General features: G+C 61.0%; 18 protein-coding genes, 1 tRNA gene and 1 pseudogene. 12 read left to right on the forward strand and 8 right to left on the reverse strand.

The features are described 5' to 3' along the window. Positions 1–263: 263 nt before the first annotated feature. Entirely contained in the window at positions 264–1,115 is an 852-nt protein-coding gene (locus NE851_RS21350; RefSeq protein ID WP_254957431.1) for a glycine betaine ABC transporter substrate-binding protein, read from the forward strand. 93 nt (positions 1,116–1,208) lie between these two features. Here the strand turns inward: NE851_RS21350 and NE851_RS21355 are convergent, their stop codons facing one another. Next, positions 1,209–1,535 (reverse strand): GYD domain-containing protein, encoded by a 327-nt coding sequence (locus tag NE851_RS21355; RefSeq protein ID WP_028758516.1) that lies wholly within the window; start codon positions 1,533–1,535, stop codon positions 1,209–1,211. 215 nt (positions 1,536–1,750) lie between these two features. Here NE851_RS21355 and NE851_RS21360 point away from each other — a divergent pair, with 215 nt between their 5' ends. From NE851_RS21360 to NE851_RS21370, 3 genes are all read left to right on the forward strand, one after another. Beyond that, entirely contained in the window at positions 1,751–2,926 is a 1,176-nt protein-coding gene (locus NE851_RS21360) for a GGDEF domain-containing protein (RefSeq protein ID WP_047615229.1), read from the forward strand. A gap of 198 nt (positions 2,927–3,124) precedes the next feature. Further along, positions 3,125–3,214: transfer RNA gene (locus NE851_RS21365), tRNA-Ser, on the forward strand. Positions 3,215–3,488: 274 nt separating this feature from the next. Further along, on the forward strand, positions 3,489–3,677 hold the full coding sequence (locus NE851_RS21370; RefSeq protein ID WP_028758518.1) for a hypothetical protein: 189 nt from the start codon (positions 3,489–3,491) through the stop codon (positions 3,675–3,677). Positions 3,678–4,246: 569 nt separating this feature from the next. Here NE851_RS21370 and NE851_RS21375 read toward each other — a convergent pair. Continuing rightward, a complete protein-coding gene (locus NE851_RS21375; protein WP_254957436.1) occupies positions 4,247–5,674 on the reverse strand; it encodes an MFS transporter in 1,428 nt (475 codons plus the stop codon). A 138-nt stretch (positions 5,675–5,812) separates the two neighbouring features. Here NE851_RS21375 and NE851_RS21380 point away from each other — a divergent pair, with 138 nt between their 5' ends. After that, positions 5,813–6,706, forward strand: coding sequence for a LysR family transcriptional regulator (locus tag NE851_RS21380; RefSeq protein ID WP_254957438.1), 894 nt, complete (start codon positions 5,813–5,815; stop codon positions 6,704–6,706). A gap of 72 nt (positions 6,707–6,778) precedes the next feature. Continuing rightward, on the forward strand, positions 6,779–7,003 hold the full coding sequence (locus NE851_RS21385) for an alkylphosphonate utilization protein (protein WP_003559525.1): 225 nt from the start codon (positions 6,779–6,781) through the stop codon (positions 7,001–7,003). A gap of 18 nt (positions 7,004–7,021) precedes the next feature. Here NE851_RS21385 and NE851_RS21390 read toward each other — a convergent pair whose 3' ends face one another. The 3 genes from NE851_RS21390 to NE851_RS21400 form a co-directional block, all read right to left on the reverse strand. Further along, positions 7,022–7,849 (reverse strand): transglutaminase-like domain-containing protein, encoded by an 828-nt coding sequence (locus tag NE851_RS21390; RefSeq protein WP_028759138.1) that lies wholly within the window; start codon positions 7,847–7,849, stop codon positions 7,022–7,024. Between the two features lie 172 nt (positions 7,850–8,021). Beyond that, positions 8,022–8,894 (reverse strand): transglutaminase family protein, encoded by an 873-nt coding sequence (locus NE851_RS21395; RefSeq protein WP_028759137.1) that lies wholly within the window; start codon positions 8,892–8,894, stop codon positions 8,022–8,024. A 475-nt stretch (positions 8,895–9,369) separates the two neighbouring features. Then, on the reverse strand, positions 9,370–9,525 hold the full coding sequence (locus NE851_RS21400; protein WP_018495827.1) for a hypothetical protein: 156 nt from the start codon (positions 9,523–9,525) through the stop codon (positions 9,370–9,372). Between the two features lie 713 nt (positions 9,526–10,238). On the opposite strand from NE851_RS21400, the gene NE851_RS21405 reads away from it, so the two are divergent. After that, positions 10,239–10,493 carry a GlsB/YeaQ/YmgE family stress response membrane protein gene (locus NE851_RS21405; protein ID WP_047615234.1) on the forward strand — a complete coding sequence of 85 codons (255 nt, stop codon included), beginning with the start codon at positions 10,239–10,241 and terminating at the stop codon, positions 10,491–10,493. 90 nt (positions 10,494–10,583) lie between these two features. Here the strand turns inward: NE851_RS21405 and NE851_RS21410 are convergent, their stop codons facing one another. Further along, on the reverse strand, positions 10,584–10,865 hold the full coding sequence (locus tag NE851_RS21410) for a hypothetical protein (protein WP_047615451.1): 282 nt from the start codon (positions 10,863–10,865) through the stop codon (positions 10,584–10,586). 219 nt (positions 10,866–11,084) lie between these two features. Between NE851_RS21410 and NE851_RS21415 the strand changes: the two genes are divergently transcribed. From NE851_RS21415 to NE851_RS21435, 5 genes are read left to right on the forward strand one after another with little or no spacing between them, the layout of a single operon-like run. Next, on the forward strand, positions 11,085–12,977 hold the full coding sequence (locus NE851_RS21415) for a peptidylprolyl isomerase (RefSeq protein ID WP_063473960.1): 1,893 nt from the start codon (positions 11,085–11,087) through the stop codon (positions 12,975–12,977). Positions 12,978–12,985: 8 nt separating this feature from the next. Continuing rightward, complete coding sequence (gene trpD / locus NE851_RS21420; protein ID WP_047615237.1) at positions 12,986–14,002, forward strand: anthranilate phosphoribosyltransferase; 1,017 nt, start codon at positions 12,986–12,988, stop codon at positions 14,000–14,002. A 9-nt stretch (positions 14,003–14,011) separates the two neighbouring features. Next, the gene (gene trpC, locus NE851_RS21425; RefSeq protein ID WP_254957463.1) at positions 14,012–14,824 is read left to right on the forward strand and encodes an indole-3-glycerol phosphate synthase TrpC; all 813 of its coding nucleotides are present in this window, start codon (positions 14,012–14,014) and stop codon (positions 14,822–14,824) included. A 1-nt stretch (position 14,825) separates the two neighbouring features. After that, positions 14,826–15,326 (forward strand): cyclic pyranopterin monophosphate synthase MoaC, encoded by a 501-nt coding sequence (moaC, locus tag NE851_RS21430; RefSeq protein ID WP_047615240.1) that lies wholly within the window; start codon positions 14,826–14,828, stop codon positions 15,324–15,326. Then, complete coding sequence (locus NE851_RS21435) at positions 15,323–16,549, forward strand: molybdopterin molybdotransferase MoeA (protein ID WP_097544306.1); 1,227 nt, start codon at positions 15,323–15,325, stop codon at positions 16,547–16,549. Before moaC ends, NE851_RS21435 begins: the two co-directional genes overlap by 4 nt. Here NE851_RS21435 and NE851_RS21440 read toward each other — a convergent pair. Then, positions 16,518–17,222, reverse strand: a complete 705-nt coding sequence (locus tag NE851_RS21440; protein ID WP_097544307.1) for a class I SAM-dependent methyltransferase — start codon at positions 17,220–17,222, stop codon at positions 16,518–16,520. The genes NE851_RS21435 and NE851_RS21440 overlap by 32 nt on opposite strands. Positions 17,223–17,252: 30 nt before the next feature. Next, positions 17,253–17,662 (reverse strand): annotated as a pseudogene (locus tag NE851_RS21445) (GNAT family N-acetyltransferase). Positions 17,663–17,690: the final 28 nt, after the last annotated feature.

Raw genomic sequence — 17,690 nt, forward strand, 5'->3', positions numbered from 1 at the left:
GGTTGAATTCCCGCCAATCAGTTCGATTTCGGCCAGTCCTCCAGGGATCGATCTTAAAGGCATACGCAAGTCAAGGCATGCCTGAAGTCCCGAAAGATGTGGGCCTCGCCGTCTACAAGGTCGTGGCCATGATGGCTACGAGCGGGACTCGGTGATCTGATTGCAGGAATTGCGCGCAGGGATGACCCCTCGCCGCGCAATCATGAAGGCCAGGCCGACCGCTGGTGTTTCATGAAAAGGGGAACGAAAACTAGGAGCAAAAAATGATGAAGTTGCGGAAAATGCTTTGTGCCGCGGCCATGTTCGGAATGACCATGCTGCCCGCGCACGCGGAAGAAAAGACCATCACCATTGGCACGATGCAGTGGGAAGATCTGGGAGCGATCAGCGGTGTCACCAAGAAGGCGCTGGAAGATTCCGGCTACACCGTCAAGGTCGTGTCGTTCTCCGAATGGGGCATCGCCTATGCCGCTCTCAGCAAGGGCGATATCCAGATTCTCGCCTCGCTGACCGACTACGTCGCACAGGACTATTGGGACAAGAACAAGAAGAAGCTGGAGAAGATATCGCCGGTTTCGTTTGGCCTGTACCAGGCTATTGCGGTTCCGAATTATGTGCCGATCGACTCCATGGAGCAGTTGAACGCTAACGCCGACAAGTTCAGCGGCAAGATCGTCGGTATCGAACCGGGTTCAGGCCTGATGCGCGATGCCGCCAACTCGGTCAAAGCCTACGACCTCAAGCTACAGCTTGTCGAAGGCAGCACGGCTGCGATGACGGCTGAATTGAAGTCGGCCATCGACCGAAAGGAATGGATTGCTGTGACGCTCTGGGAGCCGTCGTGGATGATACAGAAGTACCCGGTCAAGTTTCTGAAGGATCCGAAGGCGATATTCCCGCTGGCGCAGACCTACAACTGGATAGCCAAGAGCGGCTTCTCCACCGAGAACCCGCATGCGCGCGAAGTCATCGCCAGCGTATATCTCCCGCTCGCAGATATCACCGCGATCGCCGGCGCGGTCGCCGACGGCAAGACAATGGACGAGGCGGTTAAGGGCTGGACCGACACCCATGCCGACCTCTTGAAGCGCTGGGAAAACATCAAGTCGAAGTAACGCTTAACGGCCGGGCCACCGAGCAATCGGCGGCCCGGCTCAGACTTTACGCGGAGAGCCGCGGAGGGCTCGCTGGCATTAAGCTCCTGCTTATTACGCGGCCGGTGGACGATATCGAACCGACTTCGCCTTTTCCAACGCTTCGATCGTATCCTCGACGCTGAGGAGGACAGTGGTCTCCATCGCGCTGAGCGCGCCGCCTGCGCCGATAGCCAGTGCGACCGCCGCCATCGCGACGTTATCAGGCGCCTCCCAAAGATTCCAACCATCATGCTCGCCGAAGGCGTACCAGAACCCGTGGAGCTTTCCGCCTACGGATTCAATATAGCTGCGTGCCGCCTCCCGGCGATCCTCGGGGTTTTCGATCATGCGCGCCCATGTCTCGGGCGTGTAGCTGAAGCGCGTGAGATACATGGCCATGGTGTGTGTCCTCCGCCAGAATAGCACAGTAAACGCTCAAGCCGGGGCGAAGGCGAGTCATTTCCAGCGGGAGGAACAGGCCGCTCAACGCTTCCTATCGCCAGTCTGCGGAAGCACCGCGAATACTGACGTCTAAAGGTCACTCCGCGTTCATTGAAAAGTAGATTTTAGCCGTTATTCGGAGCCCGCTTCTCATCTCATATCGGGTTCCGGCAATGGATCTTGCGACTGTCCTTCTTCTACATAAGTCTTCCTTCATCGTCGGAGCAATCTGCTTCTTTTACGTGAGATGGCGCTCCGGAGCGACGCCAGGGCTTGGCGTACTTGCCGGCAGTTTCTCTTTGCTTGCGATCGCATCAACGCTCGCAGGTTTGGATGAGAGCCTTCATATGTCCGACGATGCCAGGACGTTCTGGAGTTTTTCACTCGGCGCCAATGGTTATGGGCTCATGGCGGTTGGGCTTTTCGGCCTCAGCCGGCGTCAAAACTCTCTACGAGACTGGTGGCCGTTACTCCTGCCCGTCGTCCTGACGCTGAGTGCGGTGATAACGCCATGGTATTTGAACAACGGATTGAGAGCATCGGTGTTCAACGGCAGCGCCGCCGTCCTGCTTGCCTTGTCAGGTTTCGTGATCGCCCGCGACTTCTTCCACGAGCGCCTTACCGCGCGGCTCGGTCTTTCCGCATCCATATGGGTGGCGACGTCTCTCTCCGTTTTGGTGGTCGTCGGCTTCGTCTTTCCGAACGATGCGCCCCTTCCTCCGCGCTACGCATTCTTTTTGCTGATCATCTGTCATTTCGCGGTGGCGCTGTTTGTGCTCGTGCTCGTGCAGGAGAGAGCCGAAGAGAAGCTTACCAGACTTGCAAATACCGATATGCTGACCGGCATTCCCAATCGGCAGCATTTCTTCAATTCGCTTCCGAAAAGCCTCGGCCCCGGAGACGCCTTCGTCCTCATCGATATCGACTTTTTCAAGCGTGTGAACGATATGTACGGGCACGACAAAGGCGATGTCGTTCTCATAAATGTTGCTCGGACAATTGCACAGAATGTCCCCCCTTCCTGCGTGTTCGGCCGGCTGGGCGGCGAGGAGTTCAGCCTCTTTCTTCGCGGCCAAACGCAATCTTCCGCTTTTGCGCTCGCTGAGCAGATACGCGAGGCGGTAAACGCCGTCAGCCTTGTCTTCGAAGGAAATCAGGTCACCCCTTCCGTCAGCGCAGGCGTGGCACTTTGGGAAGCGGGTCTGACCGACCAAGACGTCCAGAAACGTGCAGATCAGGCGCTCTACATTGCCAAAAACAACGGTCGTAACAGAGTTGAATTGTTTAGCAGTACCGGGTTGCCCAGCAGCTTCCTTGCGCCGGAACTGGCACAGGCTCGCGCAGGCTGAAGAACGGTTGAAGGTCGGTTCTCTCCCGAGCTATTTGCCCATCATAGCGGAGATGCCGGCAAATGCTGCAGAGCACGTTGACGCTGCGATCAAAGCTGCTAAAAAGCCAGCCATCGAATGATTGGGTCGCAAATCGGCAGCAATGACCGGTTGCTGGAAATCAACGAAATGTCGATTTCTTAACCTTTTCAATCAGATGGAAGAGTGTCCGAGTGGTTTAAGGAACCGGTCTTGAAAACCGGCGTGCGGGAAACCGTACCGTGGGTTCGAATCCCACCTCTTCCGCCATTTCATATTGATTTTGTTATATAATTTCCGATTTCCGCTCGGGAATTGCGCCCTTACCTTAACGGTAGGATGCCGTCTCAGTAGCATCGGCGCGGTATCGCAGGCTTCCGTTTTGCTGTTGCCCCAATGATTCTGCTCGCCCTGACGCTCGCGGGCAATCTCCCAAAAAATCACGATTGTCTTTTGGCGCGATTTCAATCATCTCGACGTTGCTGGGATATTCACTTGCGAACAAGTCAGCGAAACTGCCCAAAGTCATTTGGAGATAATTCGCTTGAAGCTTTTTGCATGGCTTTCCTGGATGAGTTGCTCGACTGAATGGGCGCCTTTCCCTTCCGAAGAAAAAGGAAACCTTGGCGGCATAGTCATGCGACGGCGCGGCGCGAAATTTCCATTGGTTGAAACCCGTATGCCGACGCCGGATGAACAATATGAAGCGCAGCTTTACTTCGCCATACGTTAGGCGGGCAGCTGCGCGTTGCCGTGGTCGCACTGATCCTTTGCGTTGACGATGAGATGATATACAGGCTGCAGCAGGACGCGACTGCCATTAACTTAAGAATGGGGTCGGGCGGCAGATTGACGTCACGTCGCTGCCACGAGATCACGTGGCCGTCCTCTGAGCCGGCGTCGCAAAGACGTTCTCGCTGCAGCCTTGAAGCGAGTTTGGCTTGGTTCAACCTTCCAGCTGAGCGGCATTCTCCGCCAAAATTTTCATCAGACATTCCTTCACGATCAGGCCCCTCGGCGTCCGAGCAGCCCGATCCTCTACGAGGAGCCACAGATCCTGGAATTGCTCTGGTGAGTGCCCTCACGAGAGGTGCGAGTATATCAGGACGCCAACAGAACCCCAGAAGATTACTGGCATAAGTATCATCCCCGCAACAATGATCTTGGTCACAGCAATAGCTCCGCAAACTCCACCAAAGTCCGCAAAACCTATTGCAGCGACCGAAGCTTTGGTATCGGCATGAAGTCCGGGACAGATCGGACCTTGGTCTGAGTTTCGCTCGGCGGCCGATGAGGGTCGGGCTAACTCTCCCCGAGCGCTCGGCGGCTCCGGCAAGTCCCGGTCGCAATGGCGAGCGCAACGACAATCAGCGCTGCCGCGACGGCGAAGGTGATCCGCATGCCTGAGTGAACCGCGTCGGGATGCGCCGCCGCAATATCGTGCGCTCCCGAAGAGAAAGTGAAGACGGCGCCCATGACGGAAGCGCCGGTGATCAGTCCGAGATTGCGCGACAGATTGAGCACGCCGGAGATGACGCCGCGCTGGTCGGGGCTGATGTCGGCCATGACGGTGGTGTTGTTGGCCGCCTGGAACAGTTGATAGCCTGGCGTCAGCATGGCGATGGCAGCGATATAGCCTGTAATGCCGGGAAGCACGGCCACGGCGACGGAGCCCGCCGCCATGGCGACGAGCCCGGCGATAACCACGAATGATGCGTCCAGACGATCGACCAGGCGGCCGGCCGGGATTCCGCTCAAGATGGAGATGACAGGGCCTATCGACATGACGAGCCCAACGAGAGTTTGATCGAGCCCGAGCGCGTGGGAGAGGTAGAACGGCGCGACCACCAGCGTCGCCATCATCACCGTTGCAACGAGCAGGTTCATCGCCAAGCTGGCGCTGAACACCGGGTTGCGGAACACCGCCAAGCGGACCAGCGGCGATGCCGTTCTCGCCTCGGTGAACACGAACAGACCGGCGCCGAAGACGGCCGTGAGCAGCAGGGCAATGTTCAGCGGACCAAAACTGCCGCGCCCGATCGTCATCGCTAACGCATAGGCTGACAGCGTCAGGGCAAGCACCAGCGTGCCCATCGTATCGAAGCTGGTCCGATTCGCCTTCCCCTTGCTGAGATCGGCGGGCAGATAGCGATGGACGAGAACGAAGGTCAGCACGCCGAGCGGCACGTTGACGAGGAAGATTGCCGGCCAGCCGAGCCCGGCGATCAGGAACCCGCCAAGCGAAGGCCCAAGAGCGGTGCCGATCGCCGACATGGTTCCGAGCAACCCCATGGCGCTCCCGGTCTTCGCCTTCGGCACCGTTTCGCTGACGAAGGCCATGGTCAGCGCCATCATGATGGCGGCGCCCAGGCCCTGCACCGCACGCGCGGCAATCATCAGCCAGAGTGTCGGCGCCAGGCCGCAGAGGATTGAGGCCAGCGTGAAGAGCAGTATGCCGATGAGCAGCAGCCGGCGGCGGCCGGTGATGTCGCCGAGCCGTCCGACGCTGACGATCAGGGTGGTGATGGCGAGCAGATAAGCGAGCACGATCCACTGGACATCCTGGAAAGTGGCGTCGAATGCCTGCGCCAAAGTCGGCAGACCGACATTGGCGATGCTGGTGCCGAGCGATGGCAGCAGCATGGATAGGGAAAGGCTGGCAAGCGCCCAGCGGACGGAGGGTATCTGTTCGGCGACCGCCTCGCCTCGCTCTGCAATGACTGGTTTCACAATGGCCTCCTTTTCCGCGGGCTCGAAAGGAGCCGATGAAAAGCTAGTCCGCTGCGTGGCGTGGCGGAAGGCGCACGATATGCATTTCATTCATGCGTCTGACGCCACATCATGATGAAACCATGTTATATCGGATGCATGTCGACACCCGATCTCAACCTGCTCGTCACCCTGAACGTCCTGCTTGCAGAAGGCAGCGTTGCGCGCGCCGCCCGCAGGCTGCGGCTGAGCCCGTCGGCGATGAGTCGGGCGCTGGCCCGATTGCGGGAGACGACGGGTGATCCGCTGCTGGTGCGCGCCGGCCGCGGCCTCGTTCCCACGCCACGGGCGCTCGAACTGCGCGAGCGGGTCGGTCGGGTCGTCGAGGAGGCGCAGGCGGTGCTGCGGCCCTTGGAGGCGCTCGACCTCCAAAGCTTGGTCCGGACGTTTACACTGCGCAGCAGCGAAGGCTTCGCCGAGAATTTCGGTCCCGATCTCATCGCCCGCCTCAGCCGGGAAGCGCCAGGCGTCCGGCTGCGCTTCATGCAGAAGCCGGATAAGGACAGCAGTCCGCTGCGCGACGGTACCGTCGATCTCGAAACCGGCGTCGTCGGCGATACGACCAGTCCGGAGGTGCGGGCGCAGGCCTTGTTCCGGGACCGTTTCATCGGCGTGGTGCGCAGGGGCCATCCGCTCAGCGAAGGCGAGATCACGCCTCCCCGTTACGCGGCCGGCCGGCACATCATTGTCTCCAGGCGCGGGCTCGACAAGGGGCCGATCGATGAAGCCCTGAATGCGCTCGGGTTGGACAGGCAGGTCGCCACGATCGTCGGCGGCTTTTCCACGGCGCTGGCGCTCGCCCGAACCTCCGATCTGATCGCCAGCGTGCCCGAGCGTCACACGGAATCGCTGCGCGCGGGGATGCATAGTTTTCCCCTGCCCGTTCCGACGCCTGAGATCACGATTTCCTTGCTTTGGCACCCCAGGATGGATGCCGATCCCGCCCATCTCTGGCTGCGCGAGTGTGTCCGGGATGTCTGCGCGGCTATGTGATTGAAGGCCGCCTAAGGTTGACTATGCCATGTCGCCGTGATTTCCCGTCTCGCATCAACAAGCGAGGACATCATGGCTGACGACATTATCGTAAAAGACAGCAACGGAAGCCAGCTTCACGACGGCGATTCCGTAACGCTGATCAAGGACCTCAAGGTCAAAGGAACTTCGGAGACGCTGAAGCGCGGAACGCTGGTCAAGGGCATTCGCCTCACCGACAATCCCGGTGAGATCGAATGCAGCACCAAGCAGGTCAAAGGTCTCGTGCTGAAAACCGAGTTTTTGAAGAAGGCATAGGATCTCCGTCGCCCACCATCAATCGTTCCTGGGTGCCTCCTGCGGCACTTCCTCGGTGATCACCTCGAAACGGGAAAGCGTTGCCGGCCCGAAGGCCGTCGACATCGCGACATCCGTGGCGTCGCGGCCGGTTCCCATCAATATTCTGCCGATGCGCGGCGTATTGTGGCGGGCGTCGACCGTATGCCAGTGGCCGCCGAGAAAGACTTCGAACCAGGCGCTGAAATCCATCGGGTTGGGATCGATCGGCACGCCGATATCGCCGAGATAGCCGGTGCAATATCGGGCCGGGATATTCATGCACCGGCACAGCGCGATGGCGAGATGGGCAAAGTCACGGCACACGCCCGCCTTATCGGTGAAGCCGCCATGGGCGGTGCGCAGGAGGTCGGCCTTCTGGTAATCGAAGGTGATATGGTCGTGGACGAAATCGCAGATTGCCTGGACGCGCGTCCAGCCGAGCGACGTCGACGAGAAGGTTGCCCAGGCAAAATCTGCCAGCCTGTCGGTGTCGCAATAGCGGCTGCCGAGCAGGAAAACCAGCACATCGTCCGGCAGGTCATTGATCGCGTGCTGGACCGCATCATCGGGAACAATATCGGGTTGCCCGCTGTCGTAGATCTCGAATTCGGTGGAAATGGTCGTCAGTCCCGGCGGGGCGACGATCCGGCTGCAGGCATTGCCGAACCCGTCGGTATATTCCCAGGCCTCGATCGGCCGGTCGAATGTCAGGACCTGCTCACTCAGCAGATCGGCGCGCCGAGAGGGATGGATGTTGAGGACGAGCAGCATCGGCGTTGGTTGCGTGCATTCGTAGCCCAGATGAAACCCGGCGCGTATCTTCATTGTGGCTTCCCTATCGCGGCTCCGCATGTGCGGAGGTGAGTATGGAACGTTGATCGCGCTACCCGGTTCCCGCAAGGGACAACTGTCACCATACAGAGACTTGGTGGTGATCCGAGATTGCCCCGGAAGATTATCTCGGAGGTAATCCGGATTACCTCGGAGAGAATCGAGATTATCTCGTGGTGACGTTGACCTGCACCGTCATGCTGTCGAAATCCGCCCCGTCGCCATCATAGCTGCCGCTCAACGGGACTGCCTGGCGCGGATCGCGGGCAACCGCGACACGAATGAGATCGCGGTTGCCGACGATCCCGTTGGTCGGATCGAACTCCGCCCAGCCGGCGCCGGGGAGATAGATCTGGCACCATGCATGGGTGGAACCGCCGCCGAGCACCGTGGAGCCGTCCCGGTCGGGAACATAGACATAGCCCGTGACGAAGCGCGCCGCGAGCCCAAGGACGCGGGCGGCCTCCATCATCAAAAGCGCGAAATCCCGGCAGGTGCCGGAGCGAAGCTGCAAGGTCTGCACCGGGGTCTGTGTTCCATGTTCCATCCGGCGCTGATAGACGAAGCTTTCCCGAATGGCGTAACAGAGCGTCATCAGCAGATGCCCGGTTTCCGTCGGACGCCCCTGGCGCACGAACTGCCGTGCCCAGCGTCCGACCTCGTCGTTCGGATCGGGATAATGGCGCTGCATTGCCGGCGTCAGATCGGCAATCTCCTCCTTGTCGTAGGAGAATGGATAAATCAGGGCCGCCTCGTCGACCTTGAGATCCAGGGCGACCTGGGGCGTATGATCGAGGGTGATCCAGGTTTCGAAGCGAAGCTCGGACGCTGGCCTCGAAATATCGATGAGCGCCACGCAATTGCCGAAAACATCGTGGATCCAGCGGACATGACTTTCCTCGGGATAGGTCGTCAACGACGCTTCGATCAGCCGCTGGTCGAAACTGTCGCGCGGCCGGAACATCAGGCGATGCTCGCCGAAATCGACCGCCCTGACGTAACGATAGGACGTTATGTGGCGGACGGAAAAAATCGTCATCGGCCGCCGTCCGGTAATCTGTTCACCTTGCTGCTCCAAGGCGGTGACGCCGCCTCTCCTCTGCGGGAGCGCCCTGCCCGCTTTTCCGCTTATCCCGATTTCTTGTCATATAAGCACATTCGAAAGATTGCTATTGTAGCTTCACCGATCGACGGCAGAGCCGTCCAACCTAAGAGGATAACATGCATATCATCTGGGACGTTCTGACACTTCTGCTGACAATCGGCTCGCTCTATGGCGGTCGCGAATACCGGATTATTCGCGCCCGTGCCCGCGCCCAGAACTGGGGCAACTTCTGATTCGATTCCGAGACATGGTCGCATCGGATCGTTGCCGGTCGCGGCTACGTCGAATGACGTAAAGCCATACGCTTAAGGAAATGCTTTATTAGACGAGACGGCTTCCATCCGTCCATTCTCCCTGTTATTTGAAGCCCGCCTCACCCCAGGCGGGCTTTTTTAGCGATTAATACGCATCACTTCTTGGCGCCGGCCGAAAGCACCCGATGGGTCGCGTTGTCCATTGCGTGGCTCGCTTCCTGTCCATCCTTCTTCAGCCCGTATGCGGTATTGCCGCAGCCGGAAAGGGTGAGCAGGCAGATGCAGGCGATGGCGATTGCAGCTTTTGACATCGAGTGTTTCCCCCGGATCGAATGGCTTCTGGATAAAATGATGCGCTTCGTGGCAAAATCAATCCGTCGGGGCTGGCATGACGGCGAAGTTATTCTGAACTCCGTCCATCACCGGAATTGCTTCATTTGCGCCTGGAAACAAATTTCGCCCCGCCACGGAATTAATCCTGCGTATTTCCAACGGAGCGAACGGCCGACGGGTTGGGTTAATCCCAAAACGCCGTAAAATATTGAAGTGTACTCCCCCGGAGGCATTGCTTGTCATCGCGAGTTTGACCGCAGTCTTTTCAAAGCAAGAATAACATTCACTAGTCATCTATCGCACGACTCGTCGCCAGCTATTCGAGTATTTATTAATCCGTGTCGCAAAAGAACAGGTTGTGTCATTTTGATATCTTAAGTTTTACTCAAATGCAGCGCTTAACTATTTATTAGTAATAATCTTGCGCGTCGTCCGCTTCAGCTTATGCTTTAAGCATAGGGGAGAGGAAAGATGTTTACGAAAAGTCTGATCATGCCTTTGGGATTCGCAATTCTCGCCATATCAGGCCTGCTGTTTCAGATAGCCGCCTACGTGCTGAACTCCCCGGTCACCGTGCTGCAGCCCTGAGTCACATAAGTTGCTGAACCCGCAAGCAATCTCGGTAACTGGGAGTGGAACTTCCTCTCGTTTCGTGCATTCTGTGACTCGTTTTGCCAGGAGGGAGATAACCATGGAAAACGCAGGCGTGGGTTGGATTGCAGCCATCATCATCGGCGGTATCGCCGGATGGCTGGCGGAAAAGGTCATGAGCAGCAACATGGGCTTGCTCATGAACATATTGCTCGGCATCGTCGGCGCCATTGTCGCCAACTGGATCCTGGGTCTGTTACACATCCAGCCGCTTGCCGGTTGGCTGGGCTATCTGATCACCGGTTTTATCGGTGCCTGCATCCTGATTTTCATCGGCCGTCTCATCCGCCGCTGACCCCGGCCGCTGGCCTCAATCTGCGCGTTAGACATATCGAAAGCCGGGCGTTGATGACGTCCGGCTTTTTCTTGAGCTCTGAATTCCCGTTCAGCGGCGGCTGAGCAGGCCGAACACATAGGCAATGCCTGCCGTCACCGCGAGTGCCATGAGCGGTTCTTCGCGCACCTTGTCGCGCAGCCGTTCGGTCATTACCGAAGCCTCGTCCGTCACCGCCGATTTTGCGCCCTGCCCCAGCGCGACCACGCTTTCCGTCAGCCGGGAGAGATCGTTGCGAAGGGCTGCGACCTGCGCCGACAGATCGTCTGCTGCGATATCAGCCTTGACACGCGCGGCGGTGGATTCGGCGGAAGCGGTTTTCAATTCTGCCATGGTCTGCTCCTGTTTCATGGGATGCCGCTTCAACGAAATGGCGGCCCGAAAAGTTCCGCCGCAACCGATCTTTTGTTCGCCGCAAAGCCGCCGCGGCCGGGCAGCCGCCTTGTGCAGCTTTTCGCGCGACAAACCCTTCATTTCCTGTCGGGTTTGTTTTAAGGAACGTCGAATGTCCGCCGGCGCGCGGCTCAATGATACTGCGAGGTTTGCGTTTCCATGTTCCATATCCTGAGAAGAGCTGCTCAGACCTGGGTTGCCAAGCTCCTGCTGCTTTTGCTCGTCGTCTCCTTCGGTGTCTGGGGCGTGTCGCATGAGCTGTTAACGGGCGGCAACAGCACCACGGTCGTGACCGTCGGCGATCAGCATGTGGACGTCAACGAATTCCACCTCGCCTATCAGCGCCAGGTGGCAAGCCTCAGCCAGCAGTTCGGCATGCGCCTCACCCCCGAGCAGGCCCGCGCCTTCGGCATCGAGCAGCAAGTGCTTGCCCAGCTCGTGGCCGGCGCCTCGCTCGATCAGCTCGCCGAAGACATGAACCTCGGCCTGTCGGAGGATCGCCTCGCCCAGCTGATCGCCGACGATCCGGCTTTCAAGGCCGTCAACGGCCAGTTCGACCGTGAGCTCTTTGTCTCGCGCCTGCGCAATGCCAACATCCGCCAGGACGACTACATCAAGGAGCGCAGCAAGGTCGCCGTCCGCAGCCAGGTCGTCGATGCCATCTCGAACGGATTCACCGCGCCGAAGACGCTGGTCGACGCCTTGAAGCTTTATGGCAATGAAAGCCGCAGCGTCGATTACCTGCTGCTCACCAACGCCAATATCGAGCCGATCAAGGCGCCCGCCGACGACGTGCTGGCGACGTGGTTCGAAGGTGTCAAGCAGCGTTATCGGGCGCCAGAATACCGCAAGCTCATTTATCTCAAGCTGCAGCCCGCCGATATTGCCGACGCTGCAACCGTCACCGACGATCAGATCCACGAAACGTTCGACAAGAGCAAGGATATCTACCGCACACCGGAAAGCCGCACCATCGAACAGTTGACCTTCGCCAGCAAGGATCTTGCCGCCGCCGCCGAAACGGCGCTGAAGAGCGGCACCAGCTTCGATCAGTTGGTCTCCGACCAGGGCAAGACGGCAAGCGACGTGCTGCTCGGCGAATTCACCAAGGACAAGGTTCCCGACCAGGCCGTTGCCAATGCAGCCTTCGCGGTTTCGCGCGATGGCGGCACGACGCCTGTGGTCGACGGCTCCTTCGGGGCCGTCATCCTGCGCATCACCAACATCAAGCCGGAAACGGTGAAGAATTTCGACGAGGTGAAGGAGGATATCCGCAAGCAGCTGGCGCTTTCCAACGCCTCTCAGGAGGTGATCAACGTTCATGACCGCATCGAAGACCTGCGCGCCGGAGGTTCCACGCTCGAGGATATCGCCGGTCAGCTGAAGCTCCAGGCCGTCACCGTCGATGCCGTCGACATGACCGGCGCCGACAAGGAAGGCAAAGAGGTCAAGGATCTCCCGGCCAAGCAGCAGTTGCTCGGCGAAGCCTTCAAGACCGAGGTCGGCGTCGATGCGCCGCCGCTGCCGATCGGCAATGACGGCTATGTCTGGTTCAACGTCCTTGAAATCACGCCGGACCGCGATCGCCCGATCGCCGAGGTGCGCGAAAAGGCCGTCGAGGACTGGACCGCCGAACAGCAGAAGGCCGAGCTCGCCAAGAAGGCCGACGCATTGAAGGCCGAGGCGGCGAAGGGCACGGCACTTGCCGATATCGCAACGCCGCTCGGCATCGCCGTCGAAAGCAAGAGCGGTGTCACCCGCTCCACCGACGATCCGGTGCTCGGCCGCGCCGGCGTCACCGCCGCCTTCTCCGGCCCGGTCGATACGGTCGCGAGCGCCGTCGGCGCCGATCCCTCGACGCAGATCCTGATGAAGGTCACCGAGGTCAACAGTGAGCCGACCGGCGACGTCCTGAACAACCGCGATGCCCAGATCACCGCCATGGCCAATGCCGCCGGCGACGACATCCTCGATCAGATGGTCAACCTGCTGCAGACGCAATACGGCGCGCAGATCAACCAGAAGCTCGCCGAACAGGCGACAGTCCGCTAGGAGGCCTTATGACCGATCTGAAGCCGTTCCTGGCCAAGGCCGCAAGCCGCGAGCCGCTGACGCGTGACGAGGCTCGTGCCGCCTTCGACATCCTGATGTCGGGCCAGGCGACGCCCTCGCAGATCGGTGGCTTCCTGATGGCGTTGCGCGTGCGCGGCGAAACCGTCGACGAGATCGTCGGCGCCGTCACCGCGATGCGCGCGAAAATGCTGGCCGTCGAGGCGCCGGCCGATGCGATCGACATCGTCGGCACCGGCGGCGATGCCAGCGGCACCTACAATATCTCGACGCTGGCGGCGCTGATCGTCGCCGGCGCCGGTGTCCCCGTCGCCAAGCACGGCAACCGGGCGCTGAGTTCGAAATCGGGCGCGGCCGACAATCTGGCCGCACTCGGCGTCAAGCTCGATGTCAGCCCCGAGATCATCTCCCGCTGCATCGCGGAGGCCGGCGTCGGCTTCATGTTCGCGCAGATGCATCATTCCGCCATGCGCCATGTCGGCCCCTCCCGGGTCGAACTCGGCACGCGCACGATCTTCAACCTGCTCGGCCCGCTCTCCAATCCGGCCGGCGTCCGACGCCAGCTGCTCGGCGTCTTCTCGCCGCAATGGCTGGTGCCGCTCGCCGAAGTCATGCGCGATCTCGGCTCCGAATGCGTCTGGGTGGTCCATGGCGACGGCCTCGACGAGATCACCACCACCGGCGTCACACAAGTCGCGGCGCTCGAGGACGGCAAGATCCGCACCTTCGAGCTGTCGCCCGCCGATTTCGGCGTCAGCCCTTGCGTGCTCGCCGACATCAAGGGCGGTGACGGTGTTGCCAACGCCGCAGCGCTTCGCGAGGTGCTCGGCGGCGCCAAGAATGCCTATCGCGATGTCTCGCTCGCCAATGCCGCCGCCTCACTGGTCATCGCGGGCAAGGCCGGGACGATCCGCGACGGCATGACGCTTGCCGCGCAGTCGCTGGATAGCGGCGCCACCGCGCTCGCCCTCGACAAACTCATCGCCGTTTCCAACGATATCGACTAGGATTGCCCGATGACCGATATCCTGAAGAAGATCGAACTCTACAAGCGTGAAGAGATTGCCGCCGCAAAGGCGACGGTGTCGCTCGCCGACTTGAAGGCGATGCAGGCCGGTCAATCCGCCCCGCGCGGTTTTCACAAGGCGCTCGTGGCCAAGCGTGATGCCGGCAATTTCGGCCTCATCGCCGAGATCAAGAAGGCGAGCCCCTCGAAGGGTCTCATCCGTCCGGATTTCGATCCGCCGTCGCTGGCGAGCGCCTATGAGGCCGGCGGTGCCGCCTGCCTGTCCGTCCTGACCGACAGGCCGAGCTTCCAGGGCGCGCCGGAATTTCTAACGGCCGCCCGCGCGGCCTGCGCGCTGCCGGCACTGCGCAAGGATTTCATGTTCGAGACCTATCAGGTGCACGAGGCCCGCGCCTGGGGCGCCGACTGCATCTTGCTGATCATGGCTTCGCTGTCGGATGATGAAGTCGAGCGCCTGCAGGACGAAGCCTTCGACCTCGGCATGGACGTTCTGGTCGAGGTCCACGACGCCGAGGAGATGGAGCGGGCGCTGAAGCTCTCTTCGCCGCTCGTCGGCATCAACAATCGCAATCTCCGCACCTTCGAGGTCAGCCTCACCGTCAGCGAAGCGCTTGCATCAATGGTGCCGGACGACCGGCTGCTGGTCGGCGAAAGCGGTGTCTTCACCCATGCCGATTGCAAAAGGCTGGCCGCCAGCGGCATCAACACCTTCCTGGTCGGCGAAAGCCTGATGCGCAAGGACGACGTGGCGGCCGCCACCCGCGCGCTGCTCTTTGGCGAAGCCGTGCTGGCGGCCGAGTGAGATGGGCAGCGAGAAGCCCCGTCTGACCCATATCGGCGCTGCCGGCGAAGCCCATATGGTCGATGTCGGCGACAAGGCGGAAACGGTCCGCATCGCCACCGCCGAGGGCCACGTGCGCATGGCCGAGCAAACCCTGAAGCTGATCCGTGACGGCAACGCCAAGAAGGGCGACGTCATCGCCACCGCCCGCCTTGCCGGCATCATGGCCGCCAAGCAGACCGCCAATCTGATCCCGCTCTGCCATCCGCTGATGCTAACCAAGGTGACGGTCGATATATCAGAGGACGCCGCTCTTCCCGGCCTGCGCGTTACGGCCATGGCCAAGCTGACCGGCAGGACCGGTGTCGAGATGGAAGCGCTGACGGCCGTATCAGTCGCTTGTCTCACCATTTACGACATGGCCAAGGCTGCCGACCGGACGATGGAAATCGGTGGCATCCGGCTGCTGGAAAAATCCGGCGGCAAGTCAGGCGATTTCCGTCATCCGGAGGCCGGTCGATGAGCCTGCTGCCCGTCGCCGAGGCGCAGAACCGCTTGCTGTCGCGCGCCAAACCTGTCGAAACCTCCGAGACGCTCGACCTTGCCGAGGCCGAGGGCCGTGTGCTCGCCCGCGATCTCACGTCAAAGCTCACGCAGCCGCCGTTCAATTCCTCCGCTATGGATGGTTATGCCCTGCGCCGCGACGATGCACCGGAGCCCGGCGCCGTGCTGAGGTTGATCGGCATCTCGGCTGCCGGCCGTGCCTTCGAAGGCGAGGTCGGCAAGGGCGAGACTGTTCGCATCTTCACCGGCGCCCCGGTTCCCTCGGGCGCCGATAGCGTGCTGTTGCAGGAGGATGCCGAACGGCTGGACGACGGCACCATCCGCACGACATTCCCCGTGCGTCAGAACCAGCATGTGCGCCCGCGCGGACAGGATTTCGTCGAGGGCGAAGCCGTGCTGCCGGCAGGCACGATGCTCGATTTCACCCGGCTGACGGTTGCCGCCGGCATGAACAATGCAACGGTGGAGGTACGACGCAAGCCGCTGGTCGCCATCCTTGCGACCGGCGACGAGCTGTTGCCGCCAGGCAGCCAACCCGGCCCGGCGCAGATCATCGCCTCGAACGGTTTCGGCATTGCCGCCCTCGCCCGCAAGGCCGGCGCCGAGGTGCTCGATCTTGGCATTGCGCCTGACGACCAGGCAGCCATCACCGCCGCGATCGGCAAGGCTGAGGCGGCCGGCGCCGATGTGATCGTGACGATCGGCGGCGCCTCCGTCGGTGACCACGATCTGGTGCGGGCGACGCTGACGGCTGCCGGCATGGAACTCGATTTCTGGCAGATCGCCATGCGGCCGGGCAAGCCTCTGATGGTCGGCAGTCTCGGGCCGATCCACGTGCTCGGCCTGCCCGGAAATCCGGTCTCCAGCCTGGTCTGCAGCCTGCTGTTCCTGGAGCCGCTGATCCGCCGGCTCGCATCGCTGCCGCCGGTGCGGCGCGAGGCGACAGCCGAGACAGCCATATCGCTGCGAGCCAACGATCATCGCCAGGATTATCTCCGCGCCAGACTGGCGAAATCGGCCACGGGCGGCTGGATCGCCGAACCATTCGGCAAGCAGGATTCCTCGATGATGAAGGTCTTCGCTGCAGCCGACTGCCTCGTCATCCGCCCCCCGCATGCGGGTGAGTTGCCGGCCGGCGCACCCTGCCCGGTCATGCTGTTGCGGCCTGACCTCCTGGCATAATCCCCGCCTTCAACTGGTGCCGGAGCGTGAAGACCCCTGCCGGCACCGCCCCGCCGCCTGTGCCGGCGCCGAAATCGGCAACGGCATGGGTCGCGATTCGACTCAATTCTCGCTGTGGCAGATAGGGCCGCTCGGGATCGCCAATCAGCACCTCGATGCCGCTTGTCTGACAGCGCCACAGGAAGGCCATGACCCGCAAGGCAAGGGTGGGTTCGTAGAACAGGTCGCCAACCACGAGAAGGTCTGTCTCCGGCGGCGGTTCATCGATGATATCGGCGGCGACGGCCACGATGTTCACATCATTGATCGCCGCGTTGAGGCCGGTTGCGGCAATGGCATTGGCATCGATATCGACCGCCGTCACCGCCACTGCGCCGGCTTTGGCCGCCGCGATGGCGACGAGCCCGGAGCCGGCGCCGAGATCGAGGACACGGCGGCCCCCGACCGTCTCCGGCTGGTCGAGCAGATGGCGGGCAAGCACAGCGCCGCCGGCCCAGGGATAGGCCCAATAAGGCGCCGGATCGGCTTCTCCGCGGCCTGCAAGCCGCCAGAGCCCGCTCGCGGGGCCTGCGGTATGGAGCCGGATCTCGGGAATGCAGGGAACGGCTGATATCGGCAGATTGGCCTTGATGAAGGCGACTGGATCGGGTTGCGAGATGACCGGGCGTTTCATTGTCTCTCCTGCCTGGCTGAGCCCGATGGTTCAGTAGTTCTTCATGGCGAGATGCGGCATGCCACCATCGAGAAATTCCGTGCCATAGGCGACGAAACCAAAACGTTCATAGAGCGGTAGCTTGCCGGCCTGCGCTGTGAGATAGAAGCGGTTGTCGCGCGCGCTGCGATGCAGGTCCATCGCCCGCCCGATCATATCAGCCGCGATGCCGCGACACGGCCGATCTTCACATGTTCCTCGGCGTAAATGACCCGCAGCGTGCCGGAGACTTCGCCCGCCGTGAGGGCGACGAGATGGTGGGCGCTGAGATCGTCGGCATCGAATTCTTCGGCTTCGGGAACCTTTTGCTCATGCACGAAAACGGCACGCCGCAGCCGGAAGGCCTCATTGCAGAGCATACTGAAAACCGGAACGCTGAGGATCGTTGTTTCCACCATCACAGGAGCTCCCCGAGGAATACGACCCAAG

The organism is Rhizobium anhuiense bv. trifolii (assembly GCF_024346605.1).
Taxonomy (GTDB): domain Bacteria; phylum Pseudomonadota; class Alphaproteobacteria; order Rhizobiales; family Rhizobiaceae; genus Rhizobium; species Rhizobium anhuiense.